Here is a 16984-nt window from a genome sequence, read left to right on the forward strand (position 1 = left end):
TCCCCTCCGGAGGTCCTCATGCACGACCGCGCCGCGCTCGGCTCCGCCGACGTCTCCGACGAGGCGCTCGCCACCATGGTGGCCGGCCTGCTGGACACCCCTGTTTCCTCAGTTGCACTGGTCGATTCGACCGCTGAGCTGGTGTCCTACGACATCCCCGCGATCACGACCGGCGGTCGCTGGTGGGTGCGCGGCACGGCCGACGTCTCCGGCGAGCACACCCCCTTCACGCTGTTCGTGAAGCAGGTCCACGAGTGGTCCCGGTCCCCCTTCTTCGCCGACGTGCCGGTCGAGGTCCAGCCCTGGGCAGCCCAGCAGGTGCCGTGGCGGACCGAGGGTGCCGTCTACCGTTCCGACCTCGTCGACCACCTGCCGACGGGCCTCGCCATGCCACGGCCCTTCGGCGTCCACGACATCGACGACCTGTCCTACGCCGTGTGGCTGGACGTGGTGCCGACGGTCGACGCGGAGTGGGACCTCGACCGTTACCGCCGCGCCGCGCACCTGCTCGGCCGCTTCGCCGGTAGCCCCGCCGTCCGCGACCGCGCCAACGTGGGCGGGCACGAGTGGGACGTCTCGAAGTACGTCGAGGGCCGGCTCAAGTTCCAGGTCCTCCCGATGCTCGGGAGCGACGACCTCTGGCACCACCCGCTCCTCGTGGAAGCCTTCGCCGACCTGCGCCCACGCCTGGACCGGGCGGCGGCCTCCGTCGATGCCGTGGCGGCCGAGCTGATGGCCCTCCCCGTGCTCGCGGGCCACGGCGACGCCTGCCCGAACAACCTGCTCGTGACGCCGGGCGACGACGACTTCACGATGATCGACTTCGGGTTCTTCACCGCGCTGCCCGTCGGGTTCGACCTAGGACAGCTCCTCGTCGGCGACGTGCAGATCGGCCTCAGGCCGTCCGACGACCTCTCCGAACGCGGCGCCGCCAGCCTGACGTCGTACGTCGACGGGCTGGCGGCGGAGGGCGTGGACATCGACGAGCAGGCGGTCCGCCGGGCGCATGCGTTGCAGTTGTTGCTGTTCACCGGGTTGTCCGCCCTGCCGTTCGAGCTGCTCGACGCGGAGCCGACGGAACAGGTGCGGGCGATGGCGGCCACCAGAGCCACCATCGCCCGCTACAGCCTGGACCTGTTCGATCAGACCGGCTGAGGTTCCCTGACCGGCTCCGCCGTCTCGGGCTCCGCTGCGTGGTCGTCGACCATCGTGGTCTCGTCGAACGGGTCGTCGCCGGCGAGGACGCGGTCCAGCTGGTCCCGGTCGATGCTGCCGGTCCAGTGGCCGATCAGGACGGTGCCGACCGCGTTGCCCGCGAAGTTCGTGAGCGCCCGGGCCTCGGACATGAACCGGTCGATGCCGACGATGAGGCCGACCCCGTCGACCATCTCCGGGCGGTGCGACTGGAGGCCACCGGCCAGGACGGCCATGCCGGATCCGGTGACGCCGGCGGCGCCCTTCGCGGCGATCATCATGAACAGCAGGAGGGAGATCTGCTCACCGATGGCGAGCGGGCTGCCGATCGCCTCGGCGATGAAGATGGACGCCATGGTCAGGTAGATCGCGGTGCCGTCGAGGTTGAACGAGTAGCCCGTGGGGACCACGACGCCGACGGTCGTCTTGTCGACGCCGGCGTGCTCGAGCTTGGCGATCACCCGCGGGAGCGCCGACTCCGAGGAGGAGGTGGCCAGGATCAGCAGGAACTCGCGGCCGAGGTAGCGCAGCAGCGAGAAGATGTTGACGCCGGCGGCGACCTTGAGCAGCGTGCCCAGGACCACGAACACGAAGAGCAGGCAGGTGACGTAGAACCCGATCATCAGCACGCCGAGGCTCTTGAGCGCGTCGACACCACCCTGGCCCGTGACGGCCGCCATGGCGCCGAAGGCACCGACGGGGGCGGCCCACATGATCATGCCGAGCAGTCGGAACACCAGGCGCTGCACGTGACCGACGACGGTCAGGACCGGCGCGCCGGCCGCACCCATCCGCTGGAGTGCGAAGCCGACCAGGAGCGCGACGAGCAGGGTCTGCAGGACGCTGCCGCTGGTGAGGGCGCTGAACAGCGAGGTCGGGATGATGCCCAGCAGGAACGCGGTCGTGTCGGCGTGCCCCTCGGCAGCCTTCTCCTGCGCGATCGCCGCAGCGTCGGCCGTCAGGTGCAGGCCGTCACCGGGGTGCAGCAGGTTGCCGACGACCATGCCGATCGTCAGCGCGGCGGTCGACATCACGAGGAAGTAGACCAGCGCCATGCCGCCGACCTTGCCGACCTTCGCGGCACTGGCCACCGAGCCGACGCCGAGGACGATCGTGCAGAAGATGATCGGCTGGATCATCATCTTGATCAGGTTGACGAAGCCCTCGCCGAGTGGCTTGAGCTCGACGGCGAAGCCGGGGAACACCAGGCCCGTCGCGATGCCGAGCAGGACCGCCACGATCACAGCTAGGTAGAGGTAGTGGGTGGCGCGGGAGCCGTGGCCCTTTGCCGCGCTGGTGCTCGTCGTACTCATCGATCCTCCTGGTCCGGGGACCCCGACCGGGGTCTTCAGCCACTCTCCGGCGTGATGTGACCTCCGTCACCGTTGTGTTCTTTGTGTTCGCGACGCGCGCCGCGATCCTGCGCGGTGGATGGGAGAGACTGCAGGCGTGCCCCGCCTGCCTCGCCTCCTGCGCGACCGGTCGGTCGCGCGCCAGGTGCTGTTGCTGCAGGTCGCGATCGTGCTGCTGCTGGTGGTCACCGCGATCGCGTTGGCGGCGTACGACGCCCGGCGCGACGCGCGCAGCCGGGCCACCGAGCGCGCGGTGGCTGTGGCCCAGACCGTGGCCGACTCCCCCACCGTCCGCGAGGCACTCGCCGGGAAGGACCCCACTGCCCTGCTCCAGCCGTGGACCGAGGAGGTGCGCCGCGACACCGACACCGACTTCGTCGTGGTCATGTCGTTGAACCGGCGCCGCTACACGCACCCCGACCCATCGCAGATCGGACACCGGTTCGCCGGCGACCTCGGCGATGCCCCGCGGGGCGACGTCTTCACGCAGGAGTACGCGGGAAGCCTCGGTCCGTCCGTGCGGTCCGTGGTGCCCGTCATGAACGGCGACCGCGTCGTCGCCTACGTCTCGGTCGGCATCACGGTCAGCGACATCAATCGTGGGCTGCGCCGCGACATCACGGCGATCGTGCTCTGGGCCGGCGCGGTGCTGCTCGCCGGAATCCTCGGCGCCGCCCTGCTCGGACGGCGGCTGCGCCGGATCACCCACGGCCTCGGCGAGAAGGAGCTGGCCCGGATGTACGAGTACTACTCGGCCGTCCTCCACTCCGTGCGCGAAGGCCTGCTGCTCCTCGACGGCGACGGCCGGGTCCAGCTGGTCAACGACGAAGCCCGTCGGCTGCTCGCCCTGCCCGACGACGTGATCGGCCGGGCCGTGGCCGACCTCGAGCTGGCTCCCGGTCTCGTCGCTGCCGCGCGCGGCGAGACCGCCGAGGCCGACGAGCTCTACCTCGCCGGCGAACGCATCCTCGTGGTCTCCTCGGCTCCCGCCCGATGGGACGGAAAGGACGTCGGCTCGGTGGTGACGCTGCGTGACCACACCGAGCTGCGCTCGGTCACCGGCGAGCTCGAGATCGTCCGCCGGTTGACCGAGTCGCTCCGCTCCCAGAACCACGAGTCCGCGAACCGGCTCCACACCGTCGTGTCGCTCATCGAGCTCGGACGCAGCGACGAGGCCGTGGAGTTCGCGACCGCAGAGCTCCAGGTGGCGCAGGTCCTCGCCGACCAGGTGGTCGCCGCCGTCGACGACCCGGTGGTCGCTGCGCTGCTGCTCGGCAAGTCGGCCGAGGCCGCCGAGCAGGGCATCGAGTTCGTCATCGCGGGCGAGGTCCCCGCCGGTTCGGGCATCCCGCCCCGCGACCTGGTGACCCTGCTCGGCAACCTGGTCGACAACGCCTTCGACGCCGTGGCCGACGCAGACCAGCGACGCGTCGAGGTGCGGCTGTCCGGCGAGCCGGCGCGCCTGGAGGTCCGGGTCGGCGACAGCGGACCGGGACTCGACGACGCCGCCGTGGCCCACGTGCTCGAACGAGGCTGGACCACCAAGGCGGCGCCGGGAACAGGGCGCGGCCTGGGCCTCGCCCTCGTCGTCCAGGTCGCCCGCCGGCACGGCGGAACGGTCGAGGTCGGACGGTCCACGCTCGGCGGCGCGGAGTTCACGGTCGTCCTGCACCCGGCGGACCCGGCATGAGCGTGCGCGTCCTCGTCGTGGAGGACGAGGCACTGGCCGCCGAGGCGCATGCGTCGTACGTCGCCCGGCTGGACGGCTTCGAGCTCGCCGGCGTCGCACGATCGGCCCGGGACGCCGTACGCACCCTCGATGCGGCGCGCACTGCCGGCACTCCCGTCGACCTGGTCCTGCTCGACATGAACCTCCCCGACGGACACGGCTTGTCCCTGCTCGCGGGCCTGCGCACGGCGGGCCACCAGTGCGACGTGATCGCCGTGACCGCCGCCCGCGACACCGCGATCGTGCGCCAGGCCGTCGGCCAGGGCGTCGTGCTCTACCTGCTCAAGCCGTTCACCTTCGCGACCTTCCGGTCCAAGCTGGAGCAGTACGCCGCCTACCGGGCCCAGCTGGCCGACGCACCCGACGAGGTGGTCCAGGACGAGGTCGACCGGCTGCTCGGGGCGTTGCGCCCGAACGCGAACTCGCCACTCCCCAAGGGCATGAGCACCGAGACGCTGCGTGGCGTGACCTCGGCGCTCCGCGACGCGACCGCAGGGCTCTCGGCCAGCGCTGCGGCCGCAGCCGTCGGCATCTCGCGAGTCACCGCGCGGCGGTACCTCGAGCACCTGGCCGACCAGGGACTCGCCCAGCGCAATGCCCGCTACGGCGGCGGCAGCGGACGGCCCGAGGTCGTCTACACCTGGCGCTAGCGCGACGGCAGCCCGCGGGCTTCGAGGTGCGCCCGCAGCTCGTGGCGACCCGCCATGGACTGGGGTCCGGCCAGGCGTGACAGCACCCGGTCGGTCCAGCGACCCGTCAGGCCGAAGCGATGGTTGTAGGCAGCGAGCCGGTCGTCGTAGGTATCGATCTGCTCGTCGGCCAGGTCGGCGTCGTACTGCTCGTGGTGCAGGACGGCCTGCTGGGGCAACCGCGGCTTGACCCCCGCCTGCTCTTCCGGATCCGGTCGGCCGAGGGCGAGCCCGAAGGCAGCGAAGGTGTGGTCCGGGAGGTTGAGCTCTGCGGCCACGTCGGCCGGCCGGTTCCGCAGCGCACCGACGAAGACGCCACCGAGTCCGAGGGACTCGGCGGCGAGCAGGGTGTTCTGCGCCGCCAGCGCTGCGTCGACGAAGCCGATCACCGTCGTCTCCAGGTAGTCCGCGGCGTCGATGCCGGTCGCGGCAGCCTCGGCAATCCGGCGGGCGCGACCGAGGTCCACCACCCAGGCGAGGAAGAGCGGTGCCTGCGCCACGAATGCCTGTTCGGCCGCCAGCTCGGCAAGACGCTGCCGTCGAGCGGGATCGCGCACAGCGACGACGCTCCACGGCTGCAGGTTCGAGGACGTCGGAGCCGACTGTCCCGCAGCCACGAGCGCCTCGAGGACCTCGTCGCCGATCGGCTCGGGCAGGAACGCGCGGACGGACCGATGAGCCAGCTGGAGGGCGAGCACGTCGCTGGTGACCCCGAGCACTGCATCGGGATCGCCATAGCGGAGGGCGAGGTCGGAAGTCATCCAGCCAGCATAGTCGAGTAATTCACTCGACTATGCTGGCTGGTCGGGACAGGCCCGTCAGACGAGGTTGAGGCCCGGGTACAGCGGGTGCTTGTCGAGCAGGTTCGCCGACTCGCTGCGCACCCGGTCAGCCACGCCGTCGGCCAGCTGGTAGGTCGCCTTCGACGGGGCCCCGGCCTTGTTGACGCCGGCCTCGGTGTTGCTGAGGACGTCGACGACCAGCTCGGCCACCTTGTCGAACTCGTCGTGGCCGAAGCCGCGGGTGGTCAGCGCGGGCGTGCCGAAGCGGATGCCGGTGGTGTACCAGGCGCCGTTCGGGTCGTTCGGCACGGAGTTGCGGTTCGTGACGACGCCGGCGTCGAGCAGGGCCGACTCGGCCTGGCGACCGGTCAGGCCGTACTTCGCGACGTCGAGCAGCACGATGTGGTTGTCCGTGCCGCCGGTGACGAGCTTGGCGTCGCGGCTCAGGAAGCCCTCGGCGAGCGACTTGGCGTTGTCGGCGACGTTCTGCGAGTAGGTCTGGAACTCGGGGGTGCGGGCCTCGGCGAACGCGACGGCCTTGGCTGCCATCACGTGCGACAGCGGGCCACCGAGGACCATCGGGCAACCGCGGTCGACGCTGGGGGCGTACTCCTCGGTCGCGAGGATGAAGCCACCGCGCGGGCCGCGCAGCGACTTGTGCGAGGTGCTGGTGACCACGTGGGCGTAGGGAACCGGGTCCTCCTCGCCCTGGAAGACCTTGCCTGCGACCAGACCGGCGAAGTGCGCCATGTCGACCATCAGGGTGGCGCCGACCTCGTCGGCGATCTCGCGCATCTTCGCGAAGTTCACGCGGCGCGGGTACGCGGAGTAGCCGGCGACCAGGATGAGCGGCTTGAACTCCTTCGCCTTGGCGCGCAGGGCGTCGTAGTCGATGAGCCCGGTCTCGGGGTTGGTGCCGTACTGCTGCTGGTGGAACATCTTGCCGCTGATGTTCGGGCGGAAGCCGTGGGTGAGGTGGCCGCCGGCGTCCAGGCTCATGCCGAGCAGGCGCTGGTTGCCGAACTCGTGGCGCAGCTTCTCCCAGTCGGCGTCGCTGAGGTCGTTCATGTTCTTGACGCCGGCGTTCTTGAGCCACGGACCCTCGACGCGGTGAGCGAGGATCGCCCAGTACGCCGTCAGGTTGGCGTCGATGCCGGAGTGCGGCTGGACGTAGGCGTACTCCGCACCGAACAGCTCGCGGGCGTGCTCGGCGGCGAGCGCCTCGACGGTGTCGACGTTCTGGCAGGCGGCGTAGAAGCGGTGGCCGACGGTTCCCTCGGCGTACTTGTCGCTGAACCAGGTGCCCATGGTGAGGAGCACGGCGGGCGAGGCGTAGTTCTCGCTCGCGATCAGCTTGAGCGACGACCGCTGGTCGGCGAGCTCCTGGCGGGTGGCCTCGGCCACGCGAGGCTCGACGGCCGCGATGACCTCCAGCGCCTGGCGGTAGGCGCTGCTGACGAGGTCGGCGTTGGGAGTCAGGGCGGAGTTGTCGCTCATGGCGCACAGCGTAGTGCCGGTCACGGACAGGCGGCGCAACGGTCGGTGCAGCACGGTTGCTGGCGACGTGGCAGGCACCGCCTCGTGTGACCTGCGTCGCAGCGCACGGGTAAACCAGCCGGTTCGGCCTCAAATCGTCCCGGATCTTGAGACATCGGTCCAAACTATGAGATTGACATTTGGTGGGAGCGCGTCCGAAGGATGAGACTCATTGACATGGTCTCTGCTGCAACTCACGCGCACCTCGTGGCTCGCCGCCACGTGGACTTCGGGCGCATGGGCAGCATGATGTGTCGGCCCCGCTGATCACGCCACCCGTCACCCTCGAGTCGCGCGCCGGAAACCACCCGGGCGCCCATCAGCGAAGGACCTCCTCCCCGCATGCCCGATCTGCGCTTCCAGTCCCAGCCTCCTCGTCACACTGACGTGCCCCGCCCCCGCCGCGCGGAGGGCCAGTGGGCATTCGGTTACACCGAGCCGCTGAACAAGAACGAACAGTCCAAGAAGGACGACGACCCGCTCAACGTGCGGGACCGCATCCTCTACACGTACTCCAAGCGTGGCTTCGACTCGATCGACCCGGCCGACCTGCGCGGTCGCTTCCGCTGGATGGGCCTCTACACGCAGCGTCGCCCCGGCATCGACGGGGGCCGCACGGGTTCGATGGAGGAGGAGGAGCTGGACGACCGCTTCTTCATGCTCCGGGTCCGGTCCGACGGCAAGCTGCTGTCGGCTGACGCCGTGCGCACGCTCGGCACCATCGGTGTCGACTTCGCCCGCGACACCGCCGACATCACCGACCGGCAGAACATCCAGTACCACTGGATCGAGATCGAGAGCATGCCCCAGATCTGGGAGCGGCTCGAGGCCGTCGGCCTGCACTCCACCGAGGCGTGCGGCGACTCGCCCCGACCCTTCCTCGGTTCGCCCGTTGCCGGCATCGCTGCCGACGAGATCATCGACGGCACCCCCGCCCTGGAGGAGATCGAGCGCCGCTACATCGGCAACAAGGACTTCTCGAACTTCCCGCGCAAGTTCAAGACGGCCGTGACCGGCCACCCGAGCCACGACGTCTCGCCCGAGACCAACGACGTCGCCTTCGTCGGCACCGTGCACCCCGAGCACGGCCCCGGCTTCGACGTCTGGGTCGGCGGTGGCCTCTCGACCAACCCGATGTTCGCGCAGAAGCTCGGCGTCTGGATCCCGCTCGACGAGGTGCCCGACGTGTGGGCCGGCGTCGCCGGAATCTTCCGTGACTACGGCTACCGCCGGCTGCGCTCGCGTGCCCGCCTGAAGTACCTCGTTGCGGACTGGGGCGTCGAGAAGTTCCGCGAGGTGCTGCAGAACGAGTACCTCGGCAAGGCCCTGGTCACCAACGCCTCCCCCGAGACGCCGGTTGCCCACCGCGACCACGTGGGCGTACACGAGCAGAAGGACGGCCGCCGCTACGTCGGCCTGGCACCCGTCGTCGGACGCGTGTCCGGAACGATGCTGGTGCAGCTGGCCGACCTGATGGAGAAGCACGGTGTCGAAGGTGCCCGCCTGACGGCGTACCAGAAGCTGGTGCTGATCGGTGTGGAGACCGACGCGGTCGACGCGCTGCTCGACGACCTCGACGAGATCGGCCTCACTGCCCGCCCGTCGAACTGGCGCCAGAACACGATGGCCTGCACCGGAATCGAGTTCTGCAAGCTCGCGATCGTCGACACCAAGGAGCGCTCGCGCCTCCTGGTCGCCGAGCTGGAGAAGCGGTTCCCCGACCTCGACACCCCGATCACCGTCAACGTCAACGGCTGCCCCAATGCCTGCGCCCGGACACAGGTCGCCGACTTCGGCCTCAAGGGCCAGCTCGTGACTGATGCCGACGGCAACCAGGTCGAGGGCTTCCAGGTGCACCTCGGTGGCGCCACCGGCCTGCACGCCAACTTCGGTCGCAAGCTGCGCGCCCACAAGGTGACCAGCGCGGGGCTCGACGACTACATCACCAGCGTGGTCAAGAACTTCCTGGCCGACCGCAACGCCGGCGAGCCCTTCGTCGAGTGGGTGCACCGTGCCGACGAGGACCTGCTGCGCGGCGACAAGACCCTCGACGCCAGGACGCTGGAGTCGGTGTGACCCGCCAGGAGTCCGAGGGCGAAGGCGGTGCCCGCGCAGGGACGCCGTACCACTGCCCGTTCTGCAGCGAGACCGACCTGTGGCCCCACGAGCCCACCGGTTGGGAATGCCGCAGCTGCCTCCGCGCGTTCTCTGTTACCTCGCTCGGCATGATCAGCCGGGCCTCCACCACTGCTCCTCAAGGAGGTGCCTCATGACCGCTCCGGCCACTGCCAGCGCGCGGGCCTTCCGTGGCGCCTCCACCGAGGGCCGCTCCCCCGAAGAACTCCGTGAACTGGTGTCCCACTGGGGTGCCGAGCTCGAGCTCGCCCCTGCCGAGGTCATCATCGAATGGGCCGCGGCGACGTTCGGGGACCGGTTCTGCATCACCTCCTCGATGGGCGACGCGGTGCTCGCGCACCTCGCCCAGAAGGTGGTCGACAACGTCGACGTCGTCTTCCTCGACACGGGCTACCACTTCGTCGAGACCATCGGTACCCGCGATGCGGTCGCCGCGACGATGAACGTCAACCTGCTCTCGATCACCCCCGTGCAGTCGGTGGCCGAGCAGGATGCCGAGTACGGCCCCGAGCTCTACAAGCGCGACCCCGACCTGTGCTGCGCCCTGCGCAAGGTCAAGCCGCTCGCCGACTCCCTGGCCGGCTACGACGCCTGGGCGACCGGCCTGCGCCGCGCCGAGACCCACAACCGCGTGATCGCACCGGTCATCGGCTGGGACGCCAAGAAGGGGAAGGTCAAGGTCTCCCCCATGGCCCGCTGGAGCGACGAGCAGGTCGAGCGGTACATCGCCGAGAACGGCGTGCTCGTCAACCCCCTCGTGTACGACGGCTACCCGTCCATCGGCTGCGCGCCGTGCACCCGACGCGTCGCACCCGGCGAGGACCCGCGCAGCGGGCGCTGGGCCGGCACCAACAAGACCGAATGCGGCATTCACTCATGAAGGCAGCACTCACGACAGCCGAGAGGGGAAACAACTGATGGCCGCTCCCGCCCTCATTGCCCTGGCCCACGGCAGCCGCGACCCGCGCTCTGCCGCGACGGTCACCGCGCTTGTCGACGCCACGAAGTCGTTGCGTCCCGACCTGCGCATCGAACGCGCGTTCCTCGACCTGGCCAAGCCGAACTTCCACACCGTGGTCGACCGGCTGGTCAAGGCCGGGTTCGAGGAGATCGTCGTCGTGCCGCTGCTCCTCGTCGAGGCGTTCCACGCCCGGGTCGACGTGCCCTCGGTCATCGCCGAGGCCACGGCCCGTCACCCCGGCCTGCAGATCCGCGCGACCGAGGTGCTCGGCCTGGAAGCCCGCTTCCTCGAGGTTCTCGACGAGCGACTGCGGGAGGCCCTCAAGGGTGCCCGGGTCCGCGAGCTCGACGCCCTCGTCCTCGCGGCAGCCGGATCCACCGACCCGCTGGCCAACCAGGCCGTCGCCCGCCTCGCTCGCCTCTGGGGTGCGCACCACAAGCTCCCCGTGACTGCCGCGTACGCCGGGAGCGCGCCGCCCGCCACCGGCGAAGCGGTCCGCCAGTTCCGGGCCGAGGGTCGCCGCCACATCGCCGTCGCGTCGCTGTTCCTGGCGCCCGGTGGCCTGCAGGACCGGGCTGCCGAACTGGCGATCGAGGCCGGGGCCGTGGCGGTCTCCGAGCCGTTGGGTGCCCACCCGGAGATCGCCCGGACCATCCTGGCCCGGTACGCCGTGGGTGCGGTCGAGCTCGTTCCGGTCTGATCCCGAAATCAGGTGCGCCGGTCCCGCGAGTGCGGTGAACTGTCGCCATGGGTGGAGTCGACGAGCCGGGACTGCCGACGTTGTACGAATGGGCAGGCGGCCTGGCTCCGCTGCGCCTGATGATCGACAGCTTCTACGACCGGGTCGAGGCTGACGCCGCCCTGTCGGGCTTCTTCCCGGGCGGAGTCTCGGAGCACCACCGGGCTCATGTCGCCGACTGGTGGGCCGAGGTGCTCGGCGGACCGGCCACGTACACCGAGCAGCACGGCGGCTACGAGTCCATGCTCAGGCACCACCTCGGCCTGGCCATCACGCCGGCCCAGCGGCACCGGTTCGCGGCCACGATGAGCCTCGCCGCCGACGATGCGGAGCTGCCCGCCGACCCGGAGTTCCGGGCGGCCATCATCGGCTACCTCGAGTGGGGCACGCGCCTGGCGATGGAGAACTCCCAGCCCGGAGCCGACCCGGTCGAGCACGCCCCCACACCGCGCTGGGGCTGGGGTGTCGCGCCGCCGTACCAGGGGTGACGGCGGCAGCCCGTCGGGCGACCTTCGCGGTTTCTCCCCGAACGGGGCTGCGCAGGTGACAGGGTCAGCCTCGTGTCTTCGCGCCTCGTCGTCACCGGAGCCCTGTTCGTCGTACTCCTGACCGCCTGTGGCGGCGAGGACGCTCCCCCGTCCGCCTCGAGGCCGACAGGTGGCGCCGCGAGCAGCGCTGCGCCGACGACCACTCCCAGTCCCACCCGGACCCCCACTCCCAGCCCCACTCCCAGCCCCACTTCCAGCCCCACTCCGACCGCTCCCGAACCGGCATCCACCTGCAACTTCTCCCACGAGGTGTCCTCGAGCGGGTCGGGCTTCGTCATCGAGTGGAGCATCATGTCCGGGAACCCGAACCCGGCGTGGCGCCTCACGAAGGCCGAAGGGGCGAAGCTTCGGCTCCTGCTGGCGGGACATCGGGAGCTGCTCGACCTCGACGGCCCGGACGAGCCCGGCGGCTACGGGGTGACGGCCGACGGCGCGGCCACGGAGTTCCTCGAACGCCGCGACATCCCCTCCCGGTTCTGGGTCCAGGGCGACAACGAGATCACGGAGTTCATCGGCGGGACGCTCCCCTGCTAGCGGTCGGCGCGCGCGGCCGCCCCGATCCGGACACTGAGGTCCTCGAGCTCGTCGAGCATGTCGCCGACGCCCCACACCTGGTTCCGACGGCGGTCTGTCAGGGGCCGGAGCGCGCGCGCCTCGACCAGCGCATCGACCGCGCGGTACATCGCACTGGCGGCACCACCCACGCGCTGGGGTCGCTGCCTCCGACCCAGTTCTGCATGTCGCGGATCCGGCCGGCGTAATCGGATTCGCCGGGATCGTCGTGCATGAGCGCACGGTGCGAGCGCAACACTGCTTCCAGGGTCAGCGGGCCGCAGGCCAGGATCCCGGCGAAGACGGGAGGGAAGTGGCCACTACTCCACTTCAGCCGGTGCCGGCGGGCTACAGGACCAGCGACTCCAGCAGGTGCTCGAGCGTGCGGGCGGGGTCGGCCGTCACCCCGCCGTGCACCGGGCCGGGCTGGATCACCGTGCTGCGCGGTGCCTTGAGGAACCCGAACCGGGTGCTTGCGTCGTCGCGGGACTCCCGGACGCCGTACGCGGTGGCACGCACGCCCACGCCGAAGGCGGTGTGCGCCTCACCGCGACAGACCCGGTCGATCATGGCGAGTGCGGCGCGGACGGAGTCGAGGTCGATGCCCGCGTCGAGGGCACGGACGCGCGCGTCGTCGACGGCGGTCCGTACGCCGAGGAAGTCCTCTGCCGGGCAGTGGACGATGACTCCGACGTTGACGAACTCCTCGCGCTCGACGCGGGGGACGCACCGCAGCGTGACGTACTGGTACGGCTTCATGCCGACTCCCCCACACCGGGCAACCACGAACGGTCGCCGTCGCGACGGGCCCGGAGGAAGGCGGCGTAGTGCTTCCGCACGGCTGCGGGGTCGTCGGCACCCGGGGTCGGCTCGAGCCAGTCATCACTGATGTCCGCGAGCACGGCATCGATCGCGTCGTCGCTCAACCGCTCAGCGAGTACGGCGTCCTGGGCCTGCGCCTCGGGAGCGTACTCGCGCAGGATGTGCTCCGAGGCGTCGTACGCCTGGGCCGCGAAGCGGGCTGGATCACCCGGGCCGCCGGACCACGAGTGGTGGAAGTAGAGCGAGGCCCCGTGGTCGATCGCGTACAGGACGTCGCGCCAGACCAGCAGGTTCGGGTTGCGCCAGCTGCGGTCGACGTTGGCCGTGAACGCGTCCAGCCACAGCACCCGACCGGCGAGGTCGCGATCGGGCCCGGAGCCGGGGTCGTAGCCGAACGAGCCGGGCAGGAAGTCGATCCCGAGGTTCAGCCCGGGGCTCGCGTTGATCAGGTCCTGCACCTCCTCGTCGGCCTCGTAACGCGCGATGTCGGGATCGAGGTCCAGCACGACCTGGTCGGGCGTCGGGATCTCGAGGCTGCGAGCGAGTCCCGCCACGATCACCTCGGCGACGAGGACGCGCGGTCCCTGGCCGGCGCCGCGGAACTTGCACACGTAGGTGCCGAGGTCCTCGGCCTCGACGATCCCGGGCAGGCTGCCGCCCTCACGCAACGGCGTGACGTAGCGGGTGACCCGCACGGTCGGAAGGGTCACAGCGGCTTCTCGTCGGCCAGCCGCTTCTTCTGGGCCTCGATATCGAAGTCGGCCTCCGGCCAGTCGAGGTCGAGCGACGACAGGGCGTCGTGGAGGAGGGTGCCGATGGCCAGGTTGCGGTACCACTTCTTGTCGGCCGGGATCACGTGCCACGGCGCGACGTCGGTGTTCGTCCGCTCGATCGCGATCTCGTAGGCCTCCTGGTACGCCGGCCAGAGCTCACGCTCGTCGATGTCGCCGGGATTGAACTTCCAGTACTTGGTCGGGTCGTCGAGACGGGCCAGCAGGCGCTTCTTCTGCTCGTCGGCGGAGATGTGCAGCATGCACTTGATGATCAGCGTGCCCTTGGCGACGAGATCCGCCTCCCAGGCGTTGATGGCGTCGTAGCGGCGCTCGATCTCGTCGGGCTCGGCGAACGAACGCACGCGGGCGATCAGCACGTCCTCGTAGTGAGAACGGTCGAAGACCCCGATCACGCCCACGGACGGGAGTGCGTTGGTGATCCGCCACAGGAAGTCGTGGGCACGCTCCTCGTCGGTGGGCGCCTTGAAGGAGGTGATCCGTACCCCCTGCGGGTCGACCAGACCGACGGTCGAACGCAGCGTGCCGCCCTTGCCGGACGTGTCCATGCCCTGGAGCACCAGCAGGACGTTGCGGTGGCCGCCCGACTTCCCGTCGGCGAAGAGACGCTCCTGGAGGTCGGCGAGCTCCGGGCCCTTGTCCAGCAAGGCTTCGGTGCCCGCGTCCTTGTCACCGTCGAAGCCGGGCGCGGCATCGGTGTCGATGGCGGCGAGATCGATCGGGCCCGGGGCGACCCGGAGCGAGGAGGTCAGGTCCGAGACAGGGAACGCGGTCATGCGCCGACCCTAATGGGCCTTGCCGCCCTGACGATTGACGAGCGGCGGTGTCGACGACCAGGGGAAGTCGATCCAGGCATCCGTACGACGCCAGACGTACTCCGCGTTGATGACGGTCCAGGGCTTCTCGTAGATGACGGCAGTGCGCGCCTCGGCCACGTGGTCGGCGAAGAAGTCGCGGACCACCTCGAGCGTCTTGCCGGTGTCGGCGACGTCGTCGGCGATCAGGACCTTCATGCCGGTCAGGTCGATCGCCGCGGGGGTGGGCGGCAGCATCATCGGCACGTCGAGGCGTTGGTTGACGCCGGTGTAGAACTCGACGTTGACCGCCGACAGGTTCTTCACGTCCAGCGCGTAGCCGAGCCCCATGGCCAGGCCGAGGCCGCCGCGGGCGATCGCGAGCACGATGTCGGGCTCGAAGCCGTCGTCGACGACCTGTTGGGCGAGCTCGCGGACGGCGGTGCCGAACAGGTCGTAGGTCAGGACCTCGCGGGCGGGGGGCGGCGTCTCACTCGTCGTCACCCGACCATTCTGGGGCACCGAGCTCACGCTTGACCACGGCATAGGCCAGCCCGGGCGAGTACCCCTTGCGGGCGAGCATGCCGACGAGTCGGCGGGTGGCGACCTGCCGGTCGAGTCCGCGCATCGTCCGCAGCTTCTTGCGGACAAGGACGCCTGCCGCGTCCTCCTCGTCACCGGGGTCGACCTCCGCCAGCACGGTGCGGGCGGTCTCGTCCGCGATGCCCTTGCGACGCAGCTCGGCCGCCAGCGCGGTCCGTGCGAGCCCGCGGGTGCGTTGCCGGCTGTCGATCCACGCCCGGGCGAAGGCCTCGTCGTCGATCAGCCCGACCTCCTCGAACCGGTCGAGCAGCCGGCCCGCCACGTCCTCGGGGACGTTGCGGCGGGCCAGCCGCTCCTCCAGCTCATGACGGCTGCGTGCCGTGATGCTCAGCTGGTCGAGCAGGATCTTGCGCGCGACCGACTCGGGGTCGGCGTCCTCGGTCCACCCGAGATCGTCGGGTGGCTCGGCCCTGCGGTTGGGCCACTGCGCCATGACTGCCTCCGTGAGATGAGCCCGGAGGTTTCGAGGCTCGTCGCTGGCGCTCCTCGCACCTCAACCACCGGTGCCGCTGGTTGAGGTGCGAGCGCAGCGAGCCTCGAAACCAACGATCAGAAGGAATCCACGCCGATGGGCTCGTCGGAGAGCGCGTCGTTGTCGACCGTCGGCGTCACGCCCAGCGTCTCGAGGATCCGCTTCTCCAGCTCGTTGGCGAGGTCCGGGTTGTCCTTGAGGAAGGTCCGGGCGTTCTCCTTGCCCTGGCCGAGCTGGTCGCCCTCGTAGGTGTACCAGGCGCCGGCCTTGCGGACGAGGCCCGCTTCGACGCCGACGTCGATCAGACCGCCCTCGCGACTGATGCCCTTGCCGTACATGATGTCGAACTCGGCCTGCTTGAACGGCGGGGCGACCTTGTTCTTCACGACCTTGACGCGGGTCCGGTTGCCGACCATGTCGGTGCCGTCCTTGAGCGTCTCGATCCGGCGGACGTCGAGGCGCACCGAGGAGTAGAACTTCAGCGCCCGGCCACCCGTGGTGGTCTCCGGCGAGCCGAACATGACGCCGATCTTCTCGCGCAGCTGGTTGATGAAGATCATCGTGGTGTTGGAGTTGTTGAGCGCACCGGTCATCTTGCGCAGCGCCTGGCTCATCAGTCGCGCCTGGAGGCCGACGTGGCTGTCGCCCATCTCGCCCTCGATCTCCGCGCGCGGCACGAGCGCGGCCACCGAGTCGATGACGATCAGGTCGAGCGCACCGGAGCGGATCAGCATGTCGGCGATCTCGAGCGCCTGCTCACCGGAGTCGGGCTGGGAGACCAGCAGGGAGTCGGTGTCGACACCGAGCGCCTTGGCGTACTCCGGGTCGAGCGCGTGCTCGGCGTCGATGAACGCCACGATGCCGCCAGCGGCCTGGGCGTTGGCCACCGCGTGCAGGGCGACGGTGGTCTTGCCGCTGGACTCGGGACCGTAGATCTCCACGACCCGGCCGCGCGGCAGCCCGCCGATGCCCAGGGCCACGTCCAGCGCGATCGCGCCGGTCGGGATCACTTCGAGGGGCGCACGGGTGTCGTCACCGAGGCGCATCACCGAGCCCTTGCCGTAGTTCTTCTCGATGCTGAGCAGCGCTGCGTCGAGCGCCTTCATCCGGTCATCGCCAGCCATGTTGTTCGCTCCTGGTGTCGTGGTGAGGTCGGTACATCGGCGACGTTATGACGAGGTCCCGACACAGCCTGATCAGCCGGGTCGTGGGTGTGGACAAACACGCCTGTACGTCGTACCTGTGGACGGTTGGCGGTCAGCCAGCGTCCCGTGGGAACAAACC

The 16984-nt window shown here is 70.1% G+C and carries 18 protein-coding genes; 8 read left to right on the forward strand and 10 right to left on the reverse strand.

Annotation, left to right across the window (positions count from 1 at the left end):
* The first annotated feature begins 18 nt into the window (after positions 1–18).
* On the forward strand, positions 19–1155 hold the full coding sequence (locus ACOACQ_RS17760) for a phosphotransferase (RefSeq protein ID WP_420288932.1): 1137 nt from the start codon (positions 19–21) through the stop codon (positions 1153–1155).
* Here the strand turns inward: ACOACQ_RS17760 and ACOACQ_RS17765 are convergent.
* Entirely contained in the window at positions 1143–2507 is a 1365-nt protein-coding gene (locus ACOACQ_RS17765; protein ID WP_420288933.1) for a cation:dicarboxylate symporter family transporter, read from the reverse strand. The genes ACOACQ_RS17760 and ACOACQ_RS17765 overlap by 13 nt on opposite strands.
* Before the next feature lie 136 nt (positions 2508–2643).
* Here ACOACQ_RS17765 and ACOACQ_RS17770 point away from each other — a divergent pair, with 136 nt between their 5' ends.
* On the forward strand, positions 2644–4236 hold the full coding sequence (locus tag ACOACQ_RS17770) for an ATP-binding protein (RefSeq protein WP_420288934.1): 1593 nt from the start codon (positions 2644–2646) through the stop codon (positions 4234–4236).
* Positions 4233–4925: a response regulator gene (locus tag ACOACQ_RS17775; RefSeq protein WP_378598367.1), complete on the forward strand. Its 693-nt coding sequence runs from the start codon at positions 4233–4235 to the stop codon at positions 4923–4925. The genes ACOACQ_RS17770 and ACOACQ_RS17775 overlap by 4 nt, the downstream gene beginning before the upstream one ends.
* Here the strand turns inward: ACOACQ_RS17775 and ACOACQ_RS17780 are convergent.
* Together ACOACQ_RS17780 and ACOACQ_RS17785 are read right to left on the reverse strand one after the other, a co-directional pair.
* Entirely contained in the window at positions 4922–5725 is an 804-nt protein-coding gene (locus ACOACQ_RS17780; RefSeq protein WP_420288935.1) for an NADPH-dependent oxidoreductase, read from the reverse strand. The genes ACOACQ_RS17775 and ACOACQ_RS17780 overlap by 4 nt on opposite strands.
* Positions 5726–5782: 57 nt before the next feature.
* Positions 5783–7243, reverse strand: coding sequence for a glycine hydroxymethyltransferase (locus tag ACOACQ_RS17785; protein ID WP_378598363.1), 1461 nt, complete (start codon positions 7241–7243; stop codon positions 5783–5785).
* A gap of 381 nt (positions 7244–7624) precedes the next feature.
* Here ACOACQ_RS17785 and ACOACQ_RS17790 point away from each other — a divergent pair, with 381 nt between their 5' ends.
* The 5 genes from ACOACQ_RS17790 (at position 7625) to ACOACQ_RS17810 (ending at position 12200) form a co-directional block, all read left to right on the forward strand.
* A complete protein-coding gene (locus ACOACQ_RS17790) occupies positions 7625–9358 on the forward strand; it encodes a nitrite/sulfite reductase (protein WP_420288936.1) in 1734 nt (577 codons plus the stop codon).
* A gap of 193 nt (positions 9359–9551) precedes the next feature.
* A complete protein-coding gene (locus ACOACQ_RS17795; protein ID WP_378598359.1) occupies positions 9552–10298 on the forward strand; it encodes a phosphoadenylyl-sulfate reductase in 747 nt (248 codons plus the stop codon).
* 37 nt (positions 10299–10335) lie between these two features.
* Positions 10336–11079 carry a sirohydrochlorin chelatase gene (locus ACOACQ_RS17800; protein ID WP_378598357.1) on the forward strand — a complete coding sequence of 248 codons (744 nt, stop codon included), beginning with the start codon at positions 10336–10338 and terminating at the stop codon, positions 11077–11079.
* A 47-nt stretch (positions 11080–11126) separates the two neighbouring features.
* The gene (locus ACOACQ_RS17805; RefSeq protein WP_378598355.1) at positions 11127–11606 is read left to right on the forward strand and encodes a group II truncated hemoglobin; all 480 of its coding nucleotides are present in this window, start codon (positions 11127–11129) and stop codon (positions 11604–11606) included.
* A gap of 72 nt (positions 11607–11678) precedes the next feature.
* Positions 11679–12200, forward strand: coding sequence for a hypothetical protein (locus ACOACQ_RS17810; protein WP_420288937.1), 522 nt, complete (start codon positions 11679–11681; stop codon positions 12198–12200).
* Here ACOACQ_RS17810 and ACOACQ_RS17815 read toward each other — a convergent pair.
* The 7 genes from ACOACQ_RS17815 to recA all read right to left on the reverse strand — a co-directional run bounded on the left by ACOACQ_RS17815 (position 12197) and on the right by recA (position 16824).
* Positions 12197–12370 carry a hypothetical protein gene (locus tag ACOACQ_RS17815; protein WP_420288938.1) on the reverse strand — a complete coding sequence of 58 codons (174 nt, stop codon included), beginning with the start codon at positions 12368–12370 and terminating at the stop codon, positions 12197–12199. The two genes, ACOACQ_RS17810 and ACOACQ_RS17815, sit on opposite strands and share 4 nt — an antisense overlap.
* 196 nt (positions 12371–12566) lie before the next feature.
* On the reverse strand, positions 12567–12977 hold the full coding sequence (locus tag ACOACQ_RS17820; protein ID WP_378598352.1) for a DUF3037 domain-containing protein: 411 nt from the start codon (positions 12975–12977) through the stop codon (positions 12567–12569).
* Complete coding sequence (locus tag ACOACQ_RS17825; RefSeq protein ID WP_378598350.1) at positions 12974–13750, reverse strand: HipA family kinase; 777 nt, start codon at positions 13748–13750, stop codon at positions 12974–12976. The genes ACOACQ_RS17820 and ACOACQ_RS17825 overlap by 4 nt, the downstream gene beginning before the upstream one ends.
* The gene (locus ACOACQ_RS17830; RefSeq protein ID WP_420288939.1) at positions 13747–14607 is read right to left on the reverse strand and encodes a PPK2 family polyphosphate kinase; all 861 of its coding nucleotides are present in this window, start codon (positions 14605–14607) and stop codon (positions 13747–13749) included. Before ACOACQ_RS17830 ends, ACOACQ_RS17825 begins: the two co-directional genes overlap by 4 nt.
* Positions 14608–14616: 9 nt before the next feature.
* Positions 14617–15129: a phosphoribosyltransferase gene (locus ACOACQ_RS17835; protein ID WP_378598348.1), complete on the reverse strand. Its 513-nt coding sequence runs from the start codon at positions 15127–15129 to the stop codon at positions 14617–14619.
* Positions 15116–15661, reverse strand: a complete 546-nt coding sequence (locus ACOACQ_RS17840; protein ID WP_378598346.1) for a regulatory protein RecX — start codon at positions 15659–15661, stop codon at positions 15116–15118. The genes ACOACQ_RS17835 and ACOACQ_RS17840 overlap by 14 nt, the downstream gene beginning before the upstream one ends.
* A gap of 116 nt (positions 15662–15777) precedes the next feature.
* Positions 15778–16824 (reverse strand): recombinase RecA, encoded by a 1047-nt coding sequence (gene recA, locus ACOACQ_RS17845; RefSeq protein WP_378598344.1) that lies wholly within the window; start codon positions 16822–16824, stop codon positions 15778–15780.
* Positions 16825–16984: the final 160 nt, after the last annotated feature.

Origin of the sequence: Nocardioides sp. CPCC 206347 (genome assembly GCF_048654605.1) — a bacterium.
Classification (GTDB): Bacteria; Actinomycetota; Actinomycetes; order Propionibacteriales; family Nocardioidaceae; genus Nocardioides.

What these genes read in the sequence shown, in the direction of transcription:
- ACOACQ_RS17760 (WP_420288932.1), top strand. Translation starts at nt 19, where the DNA reads ATGCACGACCGCGCCGCGCTCGGCTCCGCCGACGTCTCCGACGAGGCG.
- recA (WP_378598344.1), bottom strand. Translation starts at nt 16,824, where the DNA reads ATGGCTGGCGATGACCGGATGAAGGCGCTCGACGCAGCGCTGCTCAGC.
- ACOACQ_RS17780 (WP_420288935.1), bottom strand. Translation starts at nt 5,725, where the DNA reads ATGACTTCCGACCTCGCCCTCCGCTATGGCGATCCCGATGCAGTGCTC.
- ACOACQ_RS17820 (WP_378598352.1), bottom strand. Translation starts at nt 12,977, where the DNA reads ATGAAGCCGTACCAGTACGTCACGCTGCGGTGCGTCCCCCGCGTCGAG.
- ACOACQ_RS17785 (WP_378598363.1), bottom strand. Translation starts at nt 7,243, where the DNA reads ATGAGCGACAACTCCGCCCTGACTCCCAACGCCGACCTCGTCAGCAGC.
- ACOACQ_RS17775 (WP_378598367.1), top strand. Translation starts at nt 4,233, where the DNA reads ATGAGCGTGCGCGTCCTCGTCGTGGAGGACGAGGCACTGGCCGCCGAG.
- ACOACQ_RS17840 (WP_378598346.1), bottom strand. Translation starts at nt 15,661, where the DNA reads ATGGCGCAGTGGCCCAACCGCAGGGCCGAGCCACCCGACGATCTCGGG.
- ACOACQ_RS17805 (WP_378598355.1), top strand. Translation starts at nt 11,127, where the DNA reads ATGGGTGGAGTCGACGAGCCGGGACTGCCGACGTTGTACGAATGGGCA.
- ACOACQ_RS17830 (WP_420288939.1), bottom strand. Translation starts at nt 14,607, where the DNA reads ATGACCGCGTTCCCTGTCTCGGACCTGACCTCCTCGCTCCGGGTCGCC.
- ACOACQ_RS17795 (WP_378598359.1), top strand. Translation starts at nt 9,552, where the DNA reads ATGACCGCTCCGGCCACTGCCAGCGCGCGGGCCTTCCGTGGCGCCTCC.
- ACOACQ_RS17765 (WP_420288933.1), bottom strand. Translation starts at nt 2,507, where the DNA reads ATGAGTACGACGAGCACCAGCGCGGCAAAGGGCCACGGCTCCCGCGCC.
- ACOACQ_RS17790 (WP_420288936.1), top strand. Translation starts at nt 7,625, where the DNA reads ATGCCCGATCTGCGCTTCCAGTCCCAGCCTCCTCGTCACACTGACGTG.
- ACOACQ_RS17800 (WP_378598357.1), top strand. Translation starts at nt 10,336, where the DNA reads ATGGCCGCTCCCGCCCTCATTGCCCTGGCCCACGGCAGCCGCGACCCG.